Below are 24,725 nucleotides of genomic sequence, written 5' to 3'. Positions count from 1 at the left end.
ATAGACATTTGCCTAAAACGACGCGCTTCCTTCAATCTATCTCCATTGAAAGATATTGTCATTGTATACCACTCTCTCTAATTACTTAATCATCTATAGTTTTATTTATATCTTTTAATGTTACTAGTGACTGTGTTGACTCAACAGAATCACTTGCATTATCACTCATAATGTTATCGCCAAAATATTGAGTATCCAATAAGTCAGAAATATCCCTCTCACTAGACAGTAAAAAATCAGAAGTATATTCTTGTAATAATGCTGCAATTGCTTCATCTTCGTGGTAAGTAACGCTTACCATTTTCACCTTTTTTATATTCGTAGCATCTTTTCCAATCATTTTTTCAATATCTTTTTGTCTTTTGAGATTTAGTTCTTCTCTCTCCTCATTAGCAATCGGAACAAGCTCTAATTGTTCATTATCCATTGGCAGTAATCCTATGTTTTTTAGTAAAAAACTAACAGAATAATGGGATCTTTTTCCTTTCTTTATATATTTATTTCTGACTTGGGACAAATTAATTTCGGAAAATAATAGATATAAGACTCCATTACTACGATCGAAAACAGGATCAATTTGCCAAAGACTCGTCCTTTTAATATGAAAAACTTCGATTTCATCGAACTTGCTAAATTGAGCTTCCAAGTCATCACTTCTTCTTGCCCATACACTAGCATGTAATCCATTCTTATTGCTTTTTGAAATTGCTTCTTCAAAATCATCTACAACATCTTTGCCAGTAATCGACATTGCATGTAAAATACCTTCTATAACAATTTGTTCCATATCGGTAGCGATAGTCATTAGAGACACTCCTAACTATGTAGTTTAGAAGTATCATATCATTACAGTTGACGTTTCGCAATACTTTTCCGCTTAAAACTTACTATTAATAGAATTAACCTTAATACGTCCCGTATTACCACTTAAGTAAAACGCATACAATAGAAATATTTATCTTCATAACTAATAAAATAAATAGTATTGTCTTTTAGACTCAATCAAAGTAGTTCAAAGTTTTGAATGACCTAATTTCATTTATCAATTAAGGTGGAGAACGATAAATATTCATTCAATATCACACTCTTTACGCTTCTTGAAATGAAAACGGAAATTCTTCAATCTCTATGTCATTCAAAACAAAATGATCGTCAATCCAATCCATCATTTTTGCTTCATTTCCTTCCAAAGAATCACCTCCCCCTTGATTTAGTCGCACGTTAGTTTATTTATCTATTAAAACTTCTGCAATATCAGCCATGATATATTCTGCACATGGTACGGCAATTGCATTTCCAAGCGCTTTGTATCTTACATAATCACTAATTGCTTCACCTTCACCTCCTAAACATTTCCATTTCTCTGGTAATCCAATTAATCATTCACATTCCAATGGGGTGAGTTGTCGGATAACCCCCTCTTTTTCCTTGCCTTCATACCAAAAAGAATAGATATTGATTGCACCAGCTAACAAAGTAAGGAAAGGGTCATTTTTCGGTCCAAAACTTCCAATGAATTTGTTTTTATCTTTTGCTGTACTTCGCATGCGTCTTTCTTGAAAGGGACGGACGACGGGTATTTTCCTCCTTGTTTTTTGAGCAGATATTCGACTGGGCGCTTTCTCTACTTCATTTGCCCATGTTGGCGTTATTCCGTAACGAGAGGCTGCTAATGGAAATACACCAATTCCGTCAAACAGACTTCCTAATGTTAGTTCGATTATATTTCACCTCTACTTTTCATTTTTTAGACATAAAGAAAAGACGCTCATTTTAATTGAACGCCTAAAAATTTTGCATCTATTTAAGTTAGACTTATTATCCTATTGTGTTCCCACACCCCAGATCAATTACCACTGAAACAGTAATATGATCTTTCAGTACCTTATTTCTAGTTTTTTCACCTTTTCCGACAAATACAAAATGCTTGTAAAAGTGCTTGAAACTAAGGATTTCTATATAGTTTGACGTTGTATCAACGCTATAGCCTCCACATGATTCGTATTAAACATCTTCCTCGTCAATATTTTTCGACTTTCGCAACCGGTATGTAGGAGAATATACGTTCGCAAACGTTCGCAAACTTTTAGATCAAATGTGGTCAATTTTGTGGTCAGTGGTCAAAAAAAGCCGTCCTTTTGGGCGGCCAAGGTGTGAGTAATATAAGAAGAAGTTAATCATTGAAATATACGAATTTTTTTAAATCCCGTTTCCGCGGGTAAACCGTATATTTTAATTATACATCACTTTTAGACACCTCGAAAACATTCTGATAAAATGTTTTCGAGGTGAGAGCATGACTGATCTCGAAAGAAAAATTTATCGAATCATTTATAACATGAGCCTTTGGAGGGTTTTTCTTAGTGTGTATTTTCTTGTCGGTTTTTATTTTTATCGTATTTGATATCCAACTTCGAACGAGAGCTTCTAATATCAAAAAACAGTGCAATATACAAAGCGTGTCGTAATCAGCTGAGCCACAGCGGGAAGCCCTTTTCACGCATTAATTTGTAAGCTGCAGACTCCGACACCCAGATCTCTGCAATAGTGCTTGCCTTAAGAACAATTGGATCTGATTCGATTGCTTTTTCCATAGATTCACCTCCTTCAAAAATGAATCATGTGACATGAGACCAGGTTCCTTGCTGTAACTGGTTGACACCCTATTTATATTTCGCCGAGCAATAAAAAAAGGCAAACGGATGGCGAATATCACCAATCCATATGCCCGGTTCTTCCAGCCGAAGATGCATAGAATAAAATATAAAGTAAATGAACTTAAAGATTACACAAGAAAGCTATTGGTGAAATTTCACTTTAAAATACAATTAAAAATAGTTAAATCGTCCTTTTGAAGTGAATTGCTAAATATAATCCTATAGAACCTATAAGCAGAATCAAGAGCATATATACTGTCATACCAAAAACAGATAAGAAGGTACCGAGAATAATTCCCAAGCGTGCAAGTAACTCTGACAAATTGAAACCTACATTTCCGATAGCTGAATATGATCCTCTTTTGTCTTGGGGAATAAGTTTATATTTTTGTTCTTGAACGATAGGAGAATAGATAATTTCTCCTATTGCAGCTATAGCCATAGCAAAAATCAATAAATAAAAAGAATTTAAATGCGTGATATTTGTATAACCAATGAGATAAAGAGTTAGTCCGATTATTAAGCTAGCCTTATTACTAAACTTTGAAAAGACTTTTAATATAAGAAATGACATTGAAACAACAATGATTGTATTGGTAATCATAACTAGAGAAAACATTCTTACTCCATCAATAGTAAAGTTCATAAAACTTAAGGAGTTAAAATCTTCTTGCAATCTCAGCGCAACATACGATGAGGTAGAAAGCTCTGCAGTCACTAGTAAACTAAAAGCGACTATTAGTAGAACATAACGTTTATCTTTAAAAACTTGTTTGTAACTTTTAATAATACTTGAAAATTTATAAATTTCTTTATTTGTTTTATTAACACTAATTAAGTTTGGAAACCATTTCCAAAGAGACAATAAAACGAAAAAAAAGATTAGTGACGACAAAAATATTAAAGCAGACTTGTTTGTATGGTAGAAAACTCCCCCTAAAAACATTCCTAATGCTATTGCAGTGTTTTCAAGCCAATAATCAAATTTAAAAACAAAATTTTCTACTTTTGGTGTTATAGCATCCATTATAATAGCGTCCATCGCAGGAAATTGCAATCCCCATATAATACTGAATATTATATAACTCAAACAAAAAATAAATATATTTTCAAATTGACTTGTTAGGGATAATCCCATAAAAAATAGAGAAGTAGTCATAATGAATTGATAAATAATCACAGTTTTTTTTCTAGAAAAAACATCAATAATATAACCTCCAATAATCCCCAAAGGCATATTGATTAAAACCAAAGTAACCAGAAATATTCCTGCAAATTTAGTGCCCATCATATCATTTAAGTATAACGCTATAAATGGGATAAATGCTGTAGTGATAAGTTGCTGAAAAAAGTTAGATATTAGTCTAACTTTTAAAGTTGTATCCATTAAGTTAAAATTTGACATTACGTAATCACCTTTACTAAATTGTTGAGTGAATTATCAATTTTCTCCAAAGTCTTTGTGTTAAGCACATTAAATTGCAAATCATTATCAAATATGTTTTCGAAAAATTCTAAATCACTTATAGTTTCCCCACATTTAAGCAAACTCAATACTTTATCAAAGTTTTTAAACGAGTAGCTCGAAGCAAGTATAAATGCTTCTATATAGTGTAGGTTATATTCCACTAACAACCCCTCATGCCCTTTAATCCAGTTAAATTTATTAATTTCTAAATCACGAAACTTTTCGAACCTTCTGTAAGATGTAATTACATCAGTATATAAACTACTAATATTAATCTCATCTAATACATAATCATTTGCATTTGACGATAAAGTATTTAATAGTGTTAAGTATTCAAAAGGAACGAGATAATCATCTTTCAAGATTTCTAATAACTTGAAATTTAATTCACCCTTTTCTATACATGCGTAATCATTAGATGACAAGTGTTGCATTAATGTAATTTCATTTAGAAATGATACGAATTCAGTTTTTAATTCAGACGTTTCCGAATAAAGTATAGATTTGCTCTGTTGTGATAAATATTGTGCTATTGCTCCTCCAATTTCATGAGCAAGCGCAAACAGACTTTCTAAATCATTTTCCCAGTTCATTAATATGTACGGATGGCTATTGTAGGAAGTGTATGACCTAGCACCTAATCTTTTATTTCTAGAATTTTCATAGTGAATCCAATTGTCATCAAATATTTGATTTAGAATTTTTGAATAATCCTCTCCATAAATAGAAAAAGCATTTTTCAATATGATTTTTGCGTCTTCATATGAAATATTACTTTTGGCATCTCCTAAATAATAAATATCATAATAGGAAATATAGTCATAACCTAAGAGCTGTCTTCTTATATCAATGGTTCTTTTAAATAATCTTTTTATACTTTCTGACTCGTCAATAAAAGTATTTGTGTCAATATTAAAAAGAGATTTTTGTAATAACATCTCAAAATGATTTTTAAACCCATTAGTATGTGCTATTTTATTTTTCAATTGATAATCTATATTTATAGTGAATGCAGCGTGCGTCTTCACAGAGGAAAGTTTTTCCAATGTGTTAACATATGTTTTTCTTCTAACTTCTCTGTCACTGCAATTTAATTTGCTTAAAAAGTCATCTGCATAAACATTGTAGACTTTATCATTATGATTAAAAGTACATAGGAGTGGATCATCGTAAAATAGGTAATCATAGTAATTTCTTAAGTCCAAATTATTATACAAAGACTCTAATTCATTTGCACTCTTATTTTGTTTAGAGAATATACTTTTATAATATAAATAAAACTTATTTAACTCTTTCTCATTGCGAACGTAGTTGATCACTTGTTCCAAGTTATTTTCTATAAAATTATTAAAATCATAAGTTTTTCTAGAAATCTCATCATACAAAAATTCTACTTTTCGTAAATGCTCTCTTTTATCTTTATTATTAACCTCTAATTCATACTCGATTATCGCATATGTATGCAAGGAATCCAGTTCAATATATATTTTTTCTAATTGCAACAACGATTTTTTTAGGTTCACTTCACTTAGTTTTAAATTCCTGATTTCAAATTCTAAATTTTTATAACTACCTAACCAATCATTTATACTATTGTATAAGTCCCTTAGAAACTCTCTGGATTCCAAAATTACAACACCTCTACATATTTAAAAATAAAATTATCATTACCATCAATAAAAAAGCCATTGAGTTTAGAACTTTGAAAATAATAATGATTTATATTTCCTATAGTCAGTCTTCTTGAGTAATGAGAAATTAACCTATCTATATTATATTTTTCAATATCACCTTGTATCCATTGATTTAATAACAATAAATAGTTATCTAATTTATCTTCTCTAATATAATTTATATGAGAAATAAACCGATCCAAGTCACTTTGGGTTACAGGTGAGAATACATTTATGTATATATCATAATTAGTAGAATTAGAATATTGATTTATAAAATAGTCTAAATCCCCCAAACTTATTTGTACCTCTACACTTTCATATTTAAGTATATCTATTATATATTGAGCAATATTATTATTAGGATAATAATCTGAGTAGAGTATACTACAATCTTTTATCTCTTCTAAAATTGCAGGAGATTTTTGATATTCAAGTTTTAATTTAATATCATTTTTCAAATCACAACTGTTATTAATGAAATTATTCAATTTTTCCAAAATGTTATTTTTGTACTTTAAAAAGCCTTCACTCAACTCTAGTTGGAGTATCAAATTAGATTCTTTTTTTCGAAAAAACAATGATTTTGAAAAGAAATTTATATCTGAACTTCTAAAAACTGTAGTAGAAGTTAAGTCACACTTCCCATCAAAAAAGTGTTCAATATTTTCTTTAGGATTCTTATTTTTTACGATTTCTAATGGCTCTTTAATCGGATTGTGATAATATGGATTATAATCCAAGCTTGTAAGGTCTTTAACTTGATTTAATTGGAAAGGACCATATGAGAGTAACATATTGGGTTCGTACTTCTCAAACCTTATCGGGGAAAAATATATAGTAGAAAATACATATTTATATTGATCACCATCTAATAATGAAGTCATATATATGCTATTATCGTCTGAAGAAATTTTTATATTGGTTAAACTTGTTGTATCACCATCTAGATACTCTTTAACTCCTACTATAAAATCTAAGTAATGGGATTTAGGTAATTTATTTTTTATTATATAAAGCAAGGTGTTTTTTAATTCAACAGGTTTAACTTTTTGGCCATCTGACCAATAAAAATCTTTAAAAGTGAACTTTATCTCTTTATCGACTGTTTCATCTATTACCAAATTTTCCTCAAAATTAAGGCTTTTTTTAATAAACAACGGCTCATATAAACAAGAACAAAGCAAACAGGATGAATAATCCTCTGCTAAAAAGGGAATTGAGGTTTTTGGTTCGTCATCTACATAAACAATCACTATTTAATCACCTACCGTAATACTTAAATTCTTAAAGTTAATAGTTTTTCTCTTATAAAAAGAATAATCTTTTATTAAGTTGGTAAGATAAAGCATAACTTCGTTTGCAATAAAACAACCTATTATACTATTTGTAGGTGAGATAGAACCTTTAATTTTGCCTTTGAAACCGTATATATTTTGGTGAGAAAAAGGATTACTCTTGTCATATACAGGTCCCCACTCACCTGTTTCTATACCCACTCTACCTGAAATAAAGGGAATCCTATTATCGAAGCAGAAAGAACCTACTATTTCATTTATATTAGAAGGTGTATCTGCACAATTTACTACAAAGTCAGCATCATATAATTCTTGAATTTCTAAATCTTTTCGCTCTTGAATTTTGATATTCTCACCATCAACAATTACTGAATTTATTACTTTTTCTGATATAGCATGTACTTTATTTTTTCCGACATCATTCTCATTGAACAAAATTTGTCTATTCAAGTTACTATGTTCTACTACATCAAAGTCTATCAAATAAAACTTTTTAATCCCTATTCTTTGGAGATTATCAATAACTACTGTACCAATTCCTCCCCCACCAATAATCACTATTTTTTTTTGTGATAAATCTTGTTGAGTTCTAATTGGATTAATATTACTGTCTTCAGATATTGCTTCAAAATAATATAAATTTCTCTCTAAATAGCCGTCAACATCATCTTGATTATATTCATTGCAAACCAAACCATTCTCTTTTAAAAAATTCATTATTTCATCAGGTGTATCTTTGTCAAAAAAACCTTTGGACATAATTTTGTAGTAATATTTATCTGGATCTATTATTGTATATTCCATTGTGCCTTTGTTTAACACACAACAATCTTCTACATATCTGACCAAAACCCCATCTTTAAGTTTCATTACATCCTCCCGAAAATAAAAGATAAAAAATAAAAAGGAGCATGGCTAGCCATGCTCCTACTAGCCTAAAAGCTTATGAGCGGTGAACTAATTCTCTAGAAGACTTTTTAGATACTTTCATTACTGTTCAACTCCCCTCTTTATGCATTTTTGATAACTCAATGCTCCCTTGGAAGCTTATGAGCGGTGAACTAATTCTCTAGAAGACTTTTTAGATACTTTCATTACTGTTCAACTCCCCTCTTTATATTACACTACTTTATTTTAACAATAATAGAAACTTTCTGTCAATAATGTAAACTGATTTGTTTTAATTTTCAGTATTTAAGTCCCAGAAATTACCCGTTATACATAAGGAATCTTTACTATTTTTCACTTGATGCCAGAAACCACTTGGTATGTAAACTATTTCATTACTTTTTTGATAAAAATGTGCATGATCATATTCTTCTAATAACTCACTATTTTTCTTTTCAAATAAATTTAACTTTCCTTCATATTGTTCAATTTCTGAACTTCTCGGAAATACAACCCATTCCTTCTCTCCAAAAATTAAACCATTCCATGCATGGGAATTGTGAACGTCTGTATGTAGAGGAGTCCCTGTACCTTCTCCACCAAGATAAACCCATTGATATAGATTGCCATCTTTATATGATGTGGTACCCTCTGTAAAATATGTAGGAACTATAAATTCGTTTTGTATTTCTGGTAACTCTTCATAATCGGTAGGAAAATCACAATACCATTGATCAGGATTATTTTTCATGTTCTCTATATAATGAGATACATTGACTTCCATAAAATCTTTAAAATCATTAATATTAGATCCTCTTACAGGTACTACTCGCTCTCCATATTTCTTTTCAAAGGTACTTAAAGTAGTTCCACTTATATTCCATTTTTCCATTTCACCTAATATTATTACAGGCTTTTTATCATAATACTCTTCTACGAATCTTTCATTTGATAATTCACTACTTTTAATTCTTTCTATCTTCATTTCGACCTCTCCTTATGTAATCTTTTCTATTTAATCATAATAAATCAAATTATGAATTTTTTCCACATTTTTTAAAATCTTACTGAAAGATGATTTAAAGGTTGGTAATTTTACTACCTTTCCTCCTCACTGAGCAAGACACTTCTGTATGACCTATAGTTTTATCCAATAAAGAATTCAATTGACGTGGTGCAGCATACAGTCGGACATTCTTCACACTAGACAACTGAGGGTATATTGATAAGTATTTAGATAAGATAAAAGAGGCTACTTGGAGTTGAGACTAAGGAGAATCTCTTAGCTTTAATGTCAGTAAATAAGTTTTATCGTTAACAAACATAGGACTTTACTTAAAGAGGTGAGTAAAACCCTCTTTGCCCGATGAAACTTTGGCTTCGCCCTTTCAAGATAAATTGTACCCAGGTACCCAGAGTAGCTCCAAGTTAAGTCTTTAAACGCTTACCTGTGGTTACACATGTAAAAACAGATAAGAGTTGCTTTCTATTAACCTTTATGAACTGATACTATATATAACTTGACGTTACTTCAACAACAGTTAGAACTGCCCTTACAACAGATCCAAAAGAAATCCTCTTGTTGGTAAATCTATAACCAGTAATGTTGTAAGGCACAACAAATGATCCGGTATAAGTGTGATTCTACTTCAATTAACGCTTACCATATCTACAGAAGGTTTTTCTGCCGAAATTTAACGTATGTAATTATACAAAAAGACCTGTTTGTTCTATATATGTGAAAACATTACATTATTTTTTTATAATATTCAATGTATTCAAAGTTAAAAAAAATAAACTTGACGAACTGGAGAAAGAAATAACCTGGAAGTTTAGTGTAGAAGTTTCTTCTTCCTAACCAAACTTCCATGACAGTAAGCGTAAGCCCGGTAGGTGTGATAGATAGGACCATTCAAATTTATTCACAGTGGGCTTGTGTTATGCCCTTAAAACGTGTATCTAGAACTACGTGCAATCGACGATAAAAGGTGTATTCTTTCACCATTTTCGAGCTGGGTACTGTAGATGAGCGTTAGTGGTGCAAGTGCAATCCTTCACACTGTATCTTTATTGCTTATGTTTAGTGACAATAAGGTAATTAAATATTGATACCAAAACACGCATAACCCCGTCTTCATATTAGGACGTAGTTAAAATAAAGTTGTTTACATAGATGTAGATGACTTTATTTCACTTAAAAATATAACAATAATAACGCTCAGTATAATAGATGTTATTGTTGAAAATAACAATATAATTTATTTCTTATATAGTATTAGAAATCGTTCACATACAACTGGTATTTTATTATGGAACTCTTGATTAGTCCCTTCAAATTCTTTTTTAAAAAAATCCTCGTGAACTTCACGCCAATACATCAATGTGCGGTCACCCTCACCCTCCAAATATGCATGTTCTGCTGTAACTTCATCGAAAAGAACGATTTCTACTGATGTAGTCTCTGCTATTGCAACTGCGATTCGCTTTCCATCAAGAATAATATTAAGAAGACCGACATATGGTAATTCCTCTTTTTTCAATTCATATAACTGGTAACTTGATGCTGTCGCTGTTTTCGTTCCTTCTAACACTAACTTTGCAAGTTCGTCAGCCATTTCTTTTGAATTTCCAAATGCCCATGCAACATAATCTTTTGGAGCATTTGGATTTATTTTTTGGTAGTGCTCCCACATTTGATTAATGGATTCATTTTTCATATTAAACCTACTTTCCTTTTAATTTTCAAGCTGATCACAAAGCTCTTCCCATTCTTGCTGTAGGTCTTCTTTTTTCTTATATAACTGTTGTAATAACTCCAAATCCTCAACTTCCAATACCTTTTTGTCCAACTCTGCAATTCTTTCCTCCAATATAACTAAATCCCTTTCTATGTTTTCATTGTCTCTACGCTTATTTTCTATAGTCTTCTTTTGTTGTGAGGGAATTTCTTTCTTTTTATTCATTCTTAACTGAACTGCATCTTCTCTAAGTTTAGTCACTTTTTCCTTGGCCCAGGTATAGTTACCCTCAAAGCAATGGATTTTCTTTGCTTCAATCCAATAAATCTTATTAAATAACTTGTTAAGAAAATACCGGTCATGGGAAACAGTTAATAAACTACCTTTAAAATCCTCGAGGGCTTCCTCCAACACTTCTCTTGATTCAATATCTAAATGATTCGTTGGTTCATCTAAAATCAACAAATTGATGTCTTGGTACATTAATTGGGCCAACCTTAGTCGCATCCTTTCTCCCCCGCTAAGCTCGGTAACTTTCTGGAAAACCGTGTATCCATAAAACATAAATCTCGCTAAAATATGTCTTGCTTCCCCTTCTGTTACTTTCACTACATCTCTAAACGCCTCTATAACTGTTTCGTCTTCCATAGAAGAGAAAATACTTTGAGATAGGTATCCTATTTTAACATTGCTGCCTATCCGTACCTCGCCTTTGTCTGGATAAAGTTGTTGGAGAATTAATTTAAGTAATGTTGATTTTCCTGTTCCGTTTTCTCCTATTATGGCAGTTCGGTTTTGGTAAGTAATATGCATATTTACACCCTCGAATAACAACTTGTCGCCGAAACATTTCGAGACATCTTTAAGCATAATAACATCATTTCCACTTCGGTCCGAAGCCTCCATCTCTAGCTTCATTTTCTTGCGATTTAAAATCGGCCGATTTAACTTTTCCATTCTCTCTAACGCTCTTTCCATGTTCCTTGCTCGTCTATGAAGATCGGCATTTGGTGGGTTAGCTCTGTTTGCCCAATCTCTTAACCGTTTAATCGCTTCCTTCATCTTTTTTATTTTCTTTTGCTGTTCCTCATAGGCTTGAAATTCCCTTAGAAGCTTTTCTTCTTTTTCTTTTACAAACCCTGTAAAATTGGTACGGTAAGAAGTTAATTCTCCGTCTTCCAAATCAATCACCTTGTTGACTATTTCATCAAGAAAATAACGATCATGTGAAATAACAAGGACTGTCCCACTATATTCTCTTAAAAAGTTCCCAAGCCATTCGACTGCCATTAAATCTAAATGGTTCGTTGGTTCATCCAATAATAACAGGTCTGGTTGTTTTAATAGCATCAGACCTAGCCCAACCTTTGTCTTTTCTCCTCCACTTAATCGGGAGAAGGGCTGATCAATTAAGAGGTGAATATTTAAACCGTGAACTATTTTTTTAATATTAGATTCTATTTCATAACCACCATTATTTGCATACTGGTCTTGTAAATTCCCGTATTCAACGATGAGATCTTGAAGTTTATTTGTGTTCGTCTCCATGGCCATTTCAATCTCTAGCTTTTTCATCGTTTCTTCCATTTGAAGTAAAGGGGAGAAGGCGGACCTTAATACATCCTTTGTTGATGTGGAATTATAGTGATCTGGGATTTGTGTAAGATAACCAATCGCAGCCCCTTTTTTCCAATGTATTTGTCCTGCATCTGGTGTCTCCTCACCAGCTAGCAAACGAATTAAGGTCGTTTTTCCGCTACCATTTCGACCAACTAGGCCAACCCGTTCTTTTTCTTTTATTTCAAAGGATATATCTTCAAAAATAGAGTTTCCTCCATACATCTTAGCAACTTTATTAACGCTACATATAATCACTTTTATTCCTCCTTTAAAAGATACAAAAAAGCCATGAGAAGACATATCTTCCCATGGCTAAGCTTTAATAGAACACCAAAGTCAATTGATTCACGTTCTATTCCATTAAAAAAAGGAAAGCATGAAAATGCTCTCCTATAAACGTCCTTCTACCATGTGGGTTAAGAGATGTTTTTCACTGTTTTAGTTTGCTATTGAATTGCTAAAAAAGGACACACGTATCCCGTTAACAACTGAAGCAGCAAATTTTGCACGGTATAAATAAAGGAATTCAACCCAAAATTCGTGCACTAAAACAGCTTGATTCAACATCTAACCCACCTCCGTTTCATTAGAATCATCTATATATTACCATTTGGAGAAGTTTTATTCAACATCAACATTAATCAGGTTAAGATGTTTAACCAACCCAAAATTCTTATTCGAGTATATTTCTTTCTCATGGACTATTCATGAAGAGATATTTCGAATCAGAAATCTTTACCAGTCTTGATTTTCCTGATTAACAAATGCTGAATTGAAATCCTCGTCTAATCGTTGAAAGCAATACTGACAAATTCCAACTAGTGATTGCCTTCGAAGAATATCTTGCTCTTTCTGACAAGACGGACAAGTATTGGTCAAATAATATGAATGAATGTGACATGTATTAATACTCTTTAAATACCAAATAAGTGGGTAATAAACTGACTTCCCATTTTCTATCCATTCATTTATACAACAAGAGCACCATGTTAATAAAGATTTTATTAACCCTCTTAATGGGAAAATACCTCTCCAGTGTAGTAATGTTAGTTCGTGTAGATGCTTCTACATGTTAATTTTTCCATCACAGTTACCGCTTCATGGGCATTTTCCATATATCCATTTAATATTTTAGCTCCTTCATAGTAGCGATTACCTCCAAAGTCACTACTTCTAGTAAGATATCCCCTAAAGAATACGTTATTAGATAAATTAAACAAAAAGAAACAACACATTCTCAGAGCACTCGAGGTAACACCTTCTGAAATTGAAGCATTAAAAAACAAGAAACTCGATTACGTCAATCTGTATACGGAAAATGTCATTACAAAAGATGAACTAGTTGATTATCGTGAATTAACCGATAGCAAAATCAATTCTCTACAATTAAAGAAAAGTCAACTTAAAGAAGATATGCAGGAATGCGACATTGAAAATTATACAATCCAGATTGGTAATAAACTTAAGGATGTCTTAGCCCTGAAGGAATTACCTCCTCAAATCCTGCATTCTTTAATTGAGAAGATCACTTCTAGTAAAGATGGTGATGTTCATATCCATTACAACTTCGTCAATCCTTTGCAAGACACGTAAAAGGCAACACCCGAAAGGGTTAGTTGCCTTCTTTTAAAATGAGTTGCAAGATACACTCCACGTGATTCGTATGCGGAAACATATCCACAGGCTGTACTTCCTCCGTCACATACCCACCCTCTTCAAGAATACGCAAATCACGAGCAAGCGTTCCTGGGTTACAGGACACATAAACAACGCGGTTTGGTTTCATTTTTAAAATGGTGTTAAGCAGCGCTTCGTCACAGCCTTTTCTTGGTGGATCGACGACGAAGGTGTCTGCTTTGATGCCTTCTTTGTACCAGTTTGGGATGACGATTTCTGCTTCGCCGACAGCGAATTCGACGTTGTTGATCCCGTTTAACGCAGCGTTTCGTTTTGCATCTTCAATTGCTTCCGGCACGATTTCAACGCCGTACACTTTGCCTGCTTTCTGTGCAAGAAATAAGGAAATCGTACCGATTCCACAGTATGCGTCGATAACGGTTTCTTCACCTTGCAGCTCTGCATATTCAAGTGCTTTGTCATAAAGCACCTTTGTTTGGGCTGGGTTGACTTGATAAAATGAGCGAGCTGAAATAGCGAATTTGATGTCGCCAATGGTGTCATAAATGTATTCTGCCCCCCATAAAACGGTCGTTTCGTCTCCAAAAATGACATTTGTTTTCTTAGAATTCACATTTTGCACAATTGACCGAACGTGTGGGAAGCGTGCTATAATCTGCTCAATCACCTGCTGCTTATTAGGAAAATCAGCCGTTCTTGTCACAAAGACCACCATCATTTCACCTGTTGCGATGCCGTAGCGAACCATCACATGACGAAGCCAGCCTTTATGTCGTTCTTCGTTGTATGCTTTTATGCCGAACGCATTGCATATTTCTTTGACCGCCTGTACGACTTCATCATTTTCTGATTGCTGGATGAGACATTTTTCCATATCAATGATTTCATGGGTACGCTGCTGATAAAATCCTGCAACGAGTCCGCCTTCTCGTTCCCCAACTGGAACTTGTGCTTTGTTTCGATAATTCCATGGGTCGTTCATGCCGAGTACAGGATGAAATTTTACACGGCTCATATCAAGCTTTCCGATCCGCTCTAATACGTCCTTCACTTGTTTTTGTTTAAATAACAACTGACCTTCATAGCTCATATGCTGAATTTGGCAGCCGCCGCATTGCTTGTAAATGGGACATGGCGCATCTTGCCTGTACTGACTTTCCTTTGTCAGCTCCATGAGCCGTCCAAAAGCAAATCCTTTTTTGACACGAGTTACTTTGATGTTTCCTTGTTCGTCTGGAAGGGCATTCGGCACAAAGATGGGAAATCCCTCAATCTTCGCTACTCCTGCACCTTCGTGTGTTAAGTCATCGAAGGTTACATTGTAGTATTCATTTTTTTGAACAGGTGGTTTCATTTTCACCAATTTTATCACCTCATTTGCAAAGAAAAACTTGGTCGCCTCAAGGAACCAAGTTCAATCTCTACCCTATTTTTTCAGCTGTTGCTTTTGGCACAATAAATTCAATATGGCGATACAGGTTTTCAAATTCACCTGGCAGCATGCCGCCGTATTCACCATCTAAATTGAGTTGCATTTTATCTTTTACATCTACTTTGACGCGATTCGCTTTTGTGTAGATGACATTGTTATCATGAATATGTTCGCCTCGTAATGCAAGGCTTATCACTCTAATGGCTTCGGCTAAATTCACCTTTTTCAAAATAATCAGGTCAAACATGCCATCATCTAAAATGGAGTCAGGCGCTAGCTTTTCAAAGCCTCCTACTGAGTTTGTTAGTGAAACAAGAAACAGCATGATTTCTCCATGAAATAACTTGCCGTCATATTCAATTTCGACTTCTGTCGGACGGATCGACGGAAGCATCTCCATCCCTTTCAAATAATAAGCAAGCTGCCCAAGCATCGTCTTCAGCTTACTTGGCACCTCATAGGTCAGCTCTGTCAACCGCCCGCCGCCCGCAATATTAATAAAATAATGTCCGTTGACTTTACCAATATCAAGCGGCTTTGCAACACCGTCAATGATCGCATCTGTCGCTTTTAAAACATCTTCTCTTGGAATCCCAAGTGCTCTTGCAAAGTCATTTGTCGTTCCGACTGGAATGATTCCCAATTTCGGTCTTTTTTCAAGCGGTGCTAACCCATTGACGACTTCATTGATCGTGCCGTCTCCACCTGCTGCTACAATTAAATCAAATTCTCTTTGTGCAGCTTTTTCTGCTGCTTGTGTCGCATCTCCTTCACACGTTGTCGCATGACAAGATGTTTCATAACCGGCTTGTTCAAATTTTTGCAAAACCTGCGGTAAATTCTTTTTGAATATTTCTCGCCCAGATGTCGGATTGTATATAATTCGAGCACGTTTCATTCATCATCATCCTATATTCATTATGCAATCTATTTTCAACACTAACAACCTTTAATTATACTATGAGTTTTGAAAATGGCAACAGAACTGCCGCCTAATATTTGAAATCTCTTATGATACTCCTCCTTAAAAAGAATGCATTCTGATAAGATAAAAAAACGCTACAAAGGATGGTATGCAATAAAAAAGCCTGTTTATTTCAATCATGACGGCGGTGTCGAAGACCTTGCCGCCTTGTTTCTTGTTCTTCAAATAGAGCGTATTGAAGGTATTGGAATGTTTGTTATACCTGCTGATTGTTGTTTAGAACCTGCACTTCGTGCATCTCAGAAAATCACGGATCGTTTTGGGTCTTATGACATTGAAGTTGCAGCTTCTCACTCCAGAGGTGTTAATTCATTTCCAAAGGAGTGGCGTACGAATGTAGATGCACTTCCAATTTTAAATGAAAAGGGTTCGGTTGATACAAAAGTATCTAAATTTCCGGCACACCTTCATCTCGTTGAATCTGTCAATAAAGCAACAGAACCTGTCACACTCCTCTTTACAGGTCCGTTCACAGACCTTGTGCGCGCCATAGATGAAGATCCTTCCATCTCAAGCATAATTAAGAATTTGGTGTGGATGGGCGGTACATTTCTTGAAAAGTGCAATGTAGAAGAGCCTGAGTATGACGGAACAGCAGAGTGGAATGCCTTTTGGGATCCTTATGCCGTCAGCACTGTCTTTCAGGAGCATTTTCCGATTGAAATGGTTGCGCTTGAAAGCATCAATCAAGTCCCACTCACACTTGATGTGCGCCAGCACTGGGCTTCCCTTTGTCCCATATCGGGATTGATTTTATTGCCTTTTGCCCGCCGCTTATTCATGATGAGACCAACTCGACCTATTACTTATGGAATATACTGACGACAATTCCCCTTGATTCCTCAGCGATTACCCGTTCAAAAGAAATAAGTGCGATTGTTTACACTGAAACGCCAAAACAAGGGCGTATCGAAGAGCATCTAGATGGAAAACTGATTCATGTCATTGACCATGTTAATCGTGATACTTTCTTCCAAGCCTTTGAGAAGTTCATGAGAAAAGCTGTTTGTCGCATTACCACATGAAAAAAAGCCCCACCAATTAGCGGGGCTTCATCTTACTCTTCTTCTACGTACTTCCTTTTACGTCTAAACTTGCTTAGAATTTCGTATACGATTGGTACGATGACCAATGTTAAGAGTGTAGAACTTGTTAATCCGCCAATGACTGCGACGCCAAGTCCTTTTGATACGATTTGGCTTCCGCCTTCAAAGCCTAATGCTAGTGGCAGAAGTGCACCGATTGTTGCGAGTGCGGTCATTAAGATTGGACGTAATCTGATGGTACCTGCTTCAAGTAAAGCTTCTCTTGTCGAAAGTCCTTCTTTTTCCTTATGAATTACTCGGTCAATCAAGACAATCGCATTTGTTACAACGATTCCGATCAGCATGAGCAATCCAATCATTGCGTTTAAGCTGATGGTTTCTTTCGCAACAAACAATCCAACGAGTGCGCCGATAATCGTAAATGGAAGCGAGAAGAGGATTGCAAATGGTGCAAGGCCTCCGCCAAATGTAATGACGAGGACAAGATAGACAATCGCAATGGCTGCAAGCATTGCAAGACCAAGCTGAGTAAAGGATTCTTGAATATCCGCACTTACTCCGCCTGTGTCAATCGTCACGCCAGATTTGAGATCAAGCTTGTCGACTTTCTTTTGTACTTCCTGTGTCACGCTTGATACGTTATCTGTTGTCATGTCTCCAGATACTTCTGCATAGATTTTCCCATCACGCTTTGTCACAGTATTCGCTGTTGTCCCATCTTTGACATCCACGACATCACCAATGCGGACTTCCTGCCCTGTTGGCGTTGTGATTTTTTTATTCTCCAGATCTTTTTTGCTCTTATATTCATCTTTTTCCGTTTGAAGCTTCACATCAATTTCTTTACCGTCCTCTGTGACTTTCGTTAACGTCGTTTCACTATTTTGAGGTGCAATGGTCTGAGCAATTTGTGAAGCAGTTAATCCTAGCTCAGCCAGTTTTTCTTGATCTGCATTAAATGTATATTCGTCATATTTGTCAGATAAGCTTGTGCTGACGTTTTTCAGGTTTTTCTGATCTTTTAAGATTTTCTCTACATCTTTCACTGTGCCTTCAATATCACTTACTTTGTCACCATACACATAGTACGTTACCGTATTGCTTGCACCAGTAGATGAGAAGTCTTGTGACTTCCATTCACCTTGAGACGCTTTGTCTTGCAAAGCTTTCACAACTTTATCTTTTTCCTTATCAAAATTCGGTGTGTCATCATCATATTTTACGAAGAATAGTGCACCATTTGTGTTGCCACCTACACTTTGTGTTAATGCATTTGAAGAACCTAGTGAGTATTGAACTGTGTTCACATGATTACGTTTCATCAAGTATTCTTCTGCTTTTTTTGTTTCATCTAATGCTTGTTCTCGTGTTTGTCCAGGTTCAGGTGTGTATGTCACCATTGCTGTCTTTTCCGCTTCCTGCGGTAAGAAGCTGACTCCTACAAGTGGTGCTAAGAATAAACTTCCAACTAACATGAGAATCGCAATTCCTGATGTGATCCATTTGTGATTAAGTGTCCAATTCAGTACACGTCTATAGCCGCCAGCAAGCTTACTTGGCTTATGTTCTTTCACCTTTGTTGCTTTGCCATATAGGTTCTTTTTAAACAAACTGTGCGCCATCATTGGTACAATTGTAATCGCTACAAGCAGTGATGCGAGTAAAGCAAATACAATGGTTAATGCAAACGGGATAAACAGTTCACCAATCATTCCGCCCACAAATGCTAACGGTAAGAATACCGCAATTGTAACAATCGTCGAAGACATGATCGGGATAAACATTTCTTTTGTCGCTTCTCTAACGAGTGCTTTGCCTTTTAATGGTTCATCCTTTAATGACATCCGTCGATATATATTTTCTATGACAACAATGGAGTCATCGACTACACGCCCAATTGCGACTGTCATTGCACCAAGTGTCATGATGTTCAGTGTGATATCTAGCTGATTCAAAATTAAGAGAGCGATCAACAGTGATAACGGAATGGAGATGACCGATATTAACGTTGATTTGATATCTCGAAGGAACAATAGGATGATCATGATCGCAAAGATGGCCCCGATGATGGCCTTGTTCAGCATTGTGCTGACTGACTCTTTAATCGGTTCTGCTTGATCATATGTTGTGCTTATCTTGATTCCTTTGTTTTCCTTCTTAAATTTTTCAAGTTCTTTTGTGATCGCTTCTGCTACACTCACTGTGTTGGCATCAGAGCTTTTGACAATTTGCAGTCCGATACTGTCTTTTCCATTTGTTCTTGAAATCGACTCTGCTTCCTTCACAACTTTTATATCTGCAATTTCAGAAAGCTTAATCGTCGGCAGTTTTACAGATTGACTGTTTGCCGAACCCGCACCTGTTTGTTGCTGAGCTGCCGCTTGTTGCTGACTTGCACTGCCTGTCTGCTGCTCTGCTCCTTGTGCGCCTGCAATTCCTGAAGCGTTAGAAGATGCACTAGCTCCAGTGCTTCCAGCACCGCCACTTGCACTTGATGTCACAGGGATACGCATGTTCTTTAAATCTTTGACGCTTAAAATATTGCCATCGACAACCACTGATTTTTGTTTATTGCCAAATGTGTATAAACCTAATGGTACATTTACATCAGAGCCTTTGATTATGTTTTGGACAGTTTCTTCATCTAAACCGTACTCTTTTAGTTTCTGTTGTTTAAATGAAAATTCTACTTCTTTGATTTGCTGTCCTGAAGCTTCAACGGAAGATACGCCGTTTAGTCCTTCAAGTGAAGGAACAAGGTCTTCTTCGACTTTTTTCGTTAGGTCTTCTAATGATTCTTTATTTCCAGATACACTAAGTGCTAAAATCGGAACCGCATTGATACTAAAGCGTGCGATTTTTGGTTTTTCCGCATTTTCTGGGAAATCAATATTGCTAATAACATCTTCAATTTCCCTTTTTGCTTCATCCATGTCTTTGTTGTAATCGTATTCGATTTGAATGGACGATGCGTTCTCAAAAGAATTGGATGTGACGACTTTTACCCCATTGAGGTTTTGAATGGACTTCTCAATTGGATCGGTCACCTTATCTGATACTTCATCCGGCGTCGCGCCAGGATACGTTGTAGAAATCGTAATGACTGGAGTGTTGATATTTGGGATTGATTCTTGTTTCATATTCAATCCGGCATAAAGACCAGCAACTGTTACGATAATCGTCATGAGCCATACAGCGAACTTATTCTTTAATACAAAATTGATGATCGAATTCATTATGTCCTCCATTTTTCTTTACGTATTGACTGACTGGTCATTCTATATCATAATAAACGGTGATCTACAATGCCGTCAACCATTTGACTTGTGTTGACGTAACATTCTAAAGCTGAAGGGACCTAATGTCATGAACGAAAAAAAAGAAAAAATCATTAAAGCAAGCATCCAGTTGTTTGCGAAAAAGGGTTTTTCTTCTACGACCATTCAGGAAATTGCGGATGAGTGCGGCATTTCTAAAGGCGCATTTTATTTGCACTTTAAATCAAAGGAACAGCTTTTTAATCGTGCGTTTGAATATTATATAGATACTTCAATGCAAGGGATGGAGAATGTTCGCAAAGAGTATCAGCATCTGCCGCCTAGAGAAATTTTTCAGAAACAAATTGCTAAACAATTTCAACATTTTGCAGAGAATAAGGATTTTATCATTTTGATCCTCAGCGAGAACATTATTCCGGAAAATCAGCAGATTAAAAAGTACTCTAAAACTGTGAAAAAGCAATTGAATGATGAAATGCAAATTTCTATTTTAACGACTTATGGACAGAATATTGAACCATATATAACTGACCTGTCAGTCATGATGCAGGGGATGATTCAATCATATGTGCAAGTGCTGCTTCTGCAAGATGAGATACACTTATCATTTGACGAGCTCTCTGCCTTTATACTAGATCGATTTGATGACTTGGTTCAAGGATTGTTGCGTTCTACCCCTCCGCCCATTTTAAGTCAAAATATTTGGGAGGATGAAGCACCTAATGCCTCTTCCATCCAAGAAGAACTTCGCCTGTTAAAGCATGAGCATATGCTTTCTGATGATACAATCGTTTCCATCGAGGTGATTGAAGAAGAATTAGCCAAAGACGAACCTCGAAAACCTGTCATCCAAGGGATGCTGTCTAATTTAAAAATGAGTGAGGACCCTACTGTCCTTAGAGTAGCGGAACAATTGAAACTTTTCCTCCAATGATTTGCGCTTTCGTTCACCTTTCCCCCTTCGGTTATGCTTAAACTTATGCTTCATTATAAGGAAAGAATCTTGGAATTGATATACGGCGGGGGTCTGAATTATGATAAGACCCTGCCTTTTTTCGCTATCAAAAAACCGCCTCTTCTCTCATGAGGCGGTTTTTGATAGTTAGCGTTTTTTGATTTCTTCTAGAAGGATTTTGTTGACCATTGGCGGGTTCGCTTGTCCCTTCGATGCTTTCATGATCTGTCCAACTAAGAAACCAATTGCACGGTCTTTTCCGTTTTTGAAATCTTCGATTGATTGCGGGTTCTTATCGAGCGCTTCTGTGACAAGCTTGAGCAATGCCCCTTCGTCAGAAATTTGGACGAGTCCTTTTTCTTTGACGATTTTTTCTGCGTCTCCCCCATTTTCAATTAACTCTTTGAATACCTTTTTGGCAATCTTAGAGGAAATGGTTCCTTTTTCAATGAGTTTGATCATGCCCGCAAGTCCTTTCGGCGTAAGCTTCGTATCGTCCAGCTCCTTTTGAGCAGAGTTGAGATATGCAGATACTTCACCCATAAGCCAGTTAGACGCTTGTTTTGCTTCTGCACCTTCTGAAATGGTCGCTTCAAAGAAATCAGACATTTCTTTCGTCAACGTAAGCACCATCGCATCGTAAGCAGGCAATCCAAGTTCTTCAATATAACGTTTGCGACGTTCATCTGGAAGCTCTGGGATTGATGCTCTTACGCGCTCTTTCCATTCATCATCAATGTACAGCTCAACTAAATCTGGTTCTGGGAAGTAGCGATAGTCATCAGAACCTTCTTTGACACGCATTAAAATCGTCTTTTTAGACGCTTCATCATAGCGTCTTGTTTCCTGCTGAATAATGCCACCAGATAGCAATACTTGCTCTTGACGCTTTTCTTCGTACTCAAGACCCTTTTGCACGAAAGCGAATGAATTCAAGTTCTTCAGTTCTGTTTTTGTTCCAAACTTCTCTTGACCGATTGGACGAAGAGAAATATTGGCATCACAGCGAAGTGACCCTTCTTCCATTTTACAGTCAGATACGCCTGTATATTGAATAATAGACTTTAGCTTTTCTAAGTAAGCATACGCTTCTTTTGGCGTGCGGATATCTGGCTCAGAAACGATTTCGACAAGCGGTGTGCCTTGGCGGTTAAAGTCAACGAGCGAATAGCCGTCGCCTGTATGCGTCAGTTTCCCCGCATCTTCTTCTAGATGAAGGCGTGTAATACCGATTCGTTTTCTTTTGCCATCTACTTCAATTTCAATCCAGCCATTTTCACCAATTGGCTTATCAAATTGTGAAATTTGATATGCCTTTGGATTATCAGGATAGAAATAGTTTTTACGGTCAAATTTTGTCTCTGTTGCAATCTCACAGTTAAGCGCCATAGCCGCCTTCATCGCAAAGTTCACAGCTTCTTTGTTTAAGACTGGTAACACGCCAGGATAACCAAGATCAATGACACTTGTTTGTGTATTGGCAGCTGCACCAAAAGGTGTCGGCGAGCTTGAGAAGATTTTTGATTGTGTTTTTAGCTCTACGTGGACTTCAAGTCCAATTACTGTTTCAAAGTTCATTCTGTTCACCCCTTACAGTTCAGGTTTTGTTTTATGATGATCCGTTGCTTGCTCATATGCATGAGCCACACGATAAACTGTTCCTTCATCAAAGTGCTTACCGATGATTTGTAGACCGAGCGGAAGACCATTCGCAAATCCACAAGGCACACTGATTCCTGGAACGCCTGCAAGGTTGACAGGGATCGTTAAAATGTCGTTTGCATACATGGTGAGAGGATCGCTGGTCTTTTCACCAATAGTAAATGCAGGGGTTGGTGTTGTTGGTCCAACAATAACATCATACTTTTCAAATACATCTTCAAAATCTTTTTTGATCAATGTACGGACTTTTTGTGCTTTTTTATAATAAGCATCGTAATATCCTGAGCTTAAAGCAAACGTTCCAAGCATGATTCGACGCTTGACTTCATCTCCGAATCCTTCAGCACGAGTATATTTATATAAATCAATTAAATTATCTGCATGATCTGTACGGTAGCCATAGCGAATCCCATCAAAACGAGCAAGGTTCGCTGATGCTTCTGAAGAAGACAGCAAGTAATATGTCGCAAGTGCATATTTAGAATGTGGAAGAGATACTTCCTCCCATGTTGCACCAAGTCCTTCTAATACTTTGAGCGCTTGAAGAACAGATTCTCTTGCTTCTTCGCCAACACCTTCTCCAAGATATTCTTTCGGCACAGCAATCTTTATGCCTTTTATGTCACCAGTTAATGAAGAGAGAAAATCTGGTACATCAACATTCGCACTTGTTGCGTCCATTTGATCTACGCCAGCAATCGCCTGAAGAACATAGGCATTGTCCTCTACAGTCCGAGTAATCGGCCCTATTTGATCTAATGAAGAAGCAAATGCGATTAAACCGTATCTTGATACACGACCATATGTCGGCTTAAGACCAACAACACCACAGAATGATGCCGGCTGACGGATCGAACCACCTGTGTCAGAGCCAAGTGACAACGGAACTTCACCTGCTGCAACAGCTGCTGCTGATCCACCGCTCGATCCCCCTGGAACTTTATTCAAATTCCATGGGTTTTTTGTTACTTGATAGCCGGAATTCTCAGTAGAAGAACCCATTGCAAATTCGTCCATGTTTAATTTACCGATTGTGACAGCTTCCGCATCTTTTAAACGGTTCACAACGGTTGCATCATAAATAGGATCAAAGTTTTGCAAAATTTTACTTGATGCTGTTGTACGCAAATCCTTTGTCACAATGTTGTCTTTTACACCAATCGGCATACCGAACAACAGACCAAGTTCGTCCTTTTCACCAACTACCTCGTCTAATTCCTTTGCATACGCACGCGCTTTCTCTTCGTCCAGTGCAAGGAATGCTTGTACTTTCCCATCTACTTCATTAATTCGTTTATAAGACTCGTCCACTAAATCAGAAACAGACAATTCCTTTTTATGTAAAAGCTCTTTTAATTCAGATATTTTGTGATCAAACAGTGACATG

At 35.8% G+C, this 24,725-nt stretch carries 17 protein-coding genes and 1 pseudogene; 2 read left to right on the top strand and 16 right to left on the bottom strand.

All coding sequences use genetic code 11. The features are described 5' to 3' along the window. Nucleotides 1-85: 85 nt before the first annotated feature. The 13 genes from ACIQCE_RS14845 to ACIQCE_RS14785 form a co-directional block, all read right to left on the bottom strand. Complete coding sequence (locus tag ACIQCE_RS14845; RefSeq protein ID WP_400495689.1) at nucleotides 86-805, bottom strand: DUF5986 family protein; 720 nt, start codon at nucleotides 803-805, stop codon at nucleotides 86-88. A 1,663-nt stretch (nucleotides 806-2,468) separates the two neighbouring features. Continuing rightward, entirely contained in the window at nucleotides 2,469-2,594 is a 126-nt protein-coding gene (locus ACIQCE_RS14840) for a hypothetical protein (protein WP_400495688.1), read from the bottom strand. A 244-nt stretch (nucleotides 2,595-2,838) separates the two neighbouring features. After that, the gene (locus ACIQCE_RS14835) at nucleotides 2,839-4,062 is read right to left on the bottom strand and encodes an MFS transporter (protein ID WP_400495686.1); all 1,224 of its coding nucleotides are present in this window, start codon (nucleotides 4,060-4,062) and stop codon (nucleotides 2,839-2,841) included. Then, entirely contained in the window at nucleotides 4,062-5,753 is a 1,692-nt protein-coding gene (locus ACIQCE_RS14830) for a gluzincin family metallopeptidase (RefSeq protein ID WP_400495683.1), read from the bottom strand. The genes ACIQCE_RS14835 and ACIQCE_RS14830 overlap by 1 nt, the downstream gene beginning before the upstream one ends. Before the next feature lie 2 nt (nucleotides 5,754-5,755). Further along, the gene (locus ACIQCE_RS14825; RefSeq protein WP_400495681.1) at nucleotides 5,756-7,054 is read right to left on the bottom strand and encodes a periplasmic substrate-binding domain-containing protein; all 1,299 of its coding nucleotides are present in this window, start codon (nucleotides 7,052-7,054) and stop codon (nucleotides 5,756-5,758) included. 3 nt (nucleotides 7,055-7,057) lie between these two features. After that, on the bottom strand, nucleotides 7,058-7,966 hold the full coding sequence (locus ACIQCE_RS14820; RefSeq protein ID WP_400495679.1) for a HesA/MoeB/ThiF family protein: 909 nt from the start codon (nucleotides 7,964-7,966) through the stop codon (nucleotides 7,058-7,060). Nucleotides 7,967-8,276: 310 nt separating this feature from the next. Then, nucleotides 8,277-8,969 carry a cupin-like domain-containing protein gene (locus ACIQCE_RS14815; RefSeq protein WP_400495678.1) on the bottom strand — a complete coding sequence of 231 codons (693 nt, stop codon included), beginning with the start codon at nucleotides 8,967-8,969 and terminating at the stop codon, nucleotides 8,277-8,279. A 1,273-nt stretch (nucleotides 8,970-10,242) separates the two neighbouring features. Continuing rightward, on the bottom strand, nucleotides 10,243-10,701 hold the full coding sequence (locus tag ACIQCE_RS14810; protein WP_400495676.1) for an ASCH domain-containing protein: 459 nt from the start codon (nucleotides 10,699-10,701) through the stop codon (nucleotides 10,243-10,245). Nucleotides 10,702-10,719: 18 nt separating this feature from the next. Continuing rightward, nucleotides 10,720-12,597, bottom strand: a complete 1,878-nt coding sequence (gene abc-f, locus ACIQCE_RS14805; RefSeq protein WP_400495674.1) for a ribosomal protection-like ABC-F family protein — start codon at nucleotides 12,595-12,597, stop codon at nucleotides 10,720-10,722. Nucleotides 12,598-12,780: 183 nt separating this feature from the next. Then, entirely contained in the window at nucleotides 12,781-12,909 is a 129-nt protein-coding gene (locus ACIQCE_RS14800; RefSeq protein ID WP_400495672.1) for an RAxF-45 family protein, read from the bottom strand. A gap of 168 nt (nucleotides 12,910-13,077) precedes the next feature. Further along, entirely contained in the window at nucleotides 13,078-13,368 is a 291-nt protein-coding gene (locus ACIQCE_RS14795; RefSeq protein WP_400495697.1) for a TniQ family protein, read from the bottom strand. A 586-nt stretch (nucleotides 13,369-13,954) separates the two neighbouring features. Then, nucleotides 13,955-15,340: a 23S rRNA (uracil(1939)-C(5))-methyltransferase RlmD gene (gene rlmD / locus ACIQCE_RS14790; protein ID WP_400495670.1), complete on the bottom strand. Its 1,386-nt coding sequence runs from the start codon at nucleotides 15,338-15,340 to the stop codon at nucleotides 13,955-13,957. Between the two features lie 61 nt (nucleotides 15,341-15,401). Further along, a complete protein-coding gene (locus ACIQCE_RS14785; RefSeq protein WP_353856472.1) occupies nucleotides 15,402-16,310 on the bottom strand; it encodes a diacylglycerol kinase in 909 nt (302 codons plus the stop codon). Nucleotides 16,311-16,490: 180 nt separating this feature from the next. Between ACIQCE_RS14785 and ACIQCE_RS14780 the strand changes: the two are divergent. Continuing rightward, nucleotides 16,491-17,422, top strand: a pseudogene (locus ACIQCE_RS14780) (nucleoside hydrolase). Between the two features lie 32 nt (nucleotides 17,423-17,454). On the opposite strand, the gene ACIQCE_RS14775 reads toward ACIQCE_RS14780, so the two are convergent. Continuing rightward, entirely contained in the window at nucleotides 17,455-20,679 is a 3,225-nt protein-coding gene (locus ACIQCE_RS14775) for an efflux RND transporter permease subunit (RefSeq protein ID WP_400495669.1), read from the bottom strand. Between the two features lie 130 nt (nucleotides 20,680-20,809). Here ACIQCE_RS14775 and ACIQCE_RS14770 point away from each other — a divergent pair, with 130 nt between their 5' ends. Continuing rightward, nucleotides 20,810-21,655: a TetR/AcrR family transcriptional regulator gene (locus tag ACIQCE_RS14770; RefSeq protein WP_400495667.1), complete on the top strand. Its 846-nt coding sequence runs from the start codon at nucleotides 20,810-20,812 to the stop codon at nucleotides 21,653-21,655. 168 nt (nucleotides 21,656-21,823) lie between these two features. Here the strand turns inward: ACIQCE_RS14770 and gatB are convergent, their stop codons facing one another. Both gatB and gatA read right to left on the bottom strand, forming a co-directional pair. Next, nucleotides 21,824-23,254: an Asp-tRNA(Asn)/Glu-tRNA(Gln) amidotransferase subunit GatB gene (gatB, locus tag ACIQCE_RS14765; RefSeq protein ID WP_400495665.1), complete on the bottom strand. Its 1,431-nt coding sequence runs from the start codon at nucleotides 23,252-23,254 to the stop codon at nucleotides 21,824-21,826. A 12-nt stretch (nucleotides 23,255-23,266) separates the two neighbouring features. After that, complete coding sequence (gene gatA, locus ACIQCE_RS14760) at nucleotides 23,267-24,724, bottom strand: Asp-tRNA(Asn)/Glu-tRNA(Gln) amidotransferase subunit GatA (protein WP_400495663.1); 1,458 nt, start codon at nucleotides 24,722-24,724, stop codon at nucleotides 23,267-23,269. Nucleotide 24,725 lies beyond the last annotated feature (1 nt).

Origin of the sequence: Bacillus sp. NPDC093026 (genome assembly GCF_044754665.1) — a bacterium.
GTDB lineage: Bacteria > Bacillota > Bacilli > Bacillales > Bacillaceae > Bacillus > Bacillus maqinnsis.
This window is presented reverse-complemented; position numbering and strand designations above follow the sequence as displayed.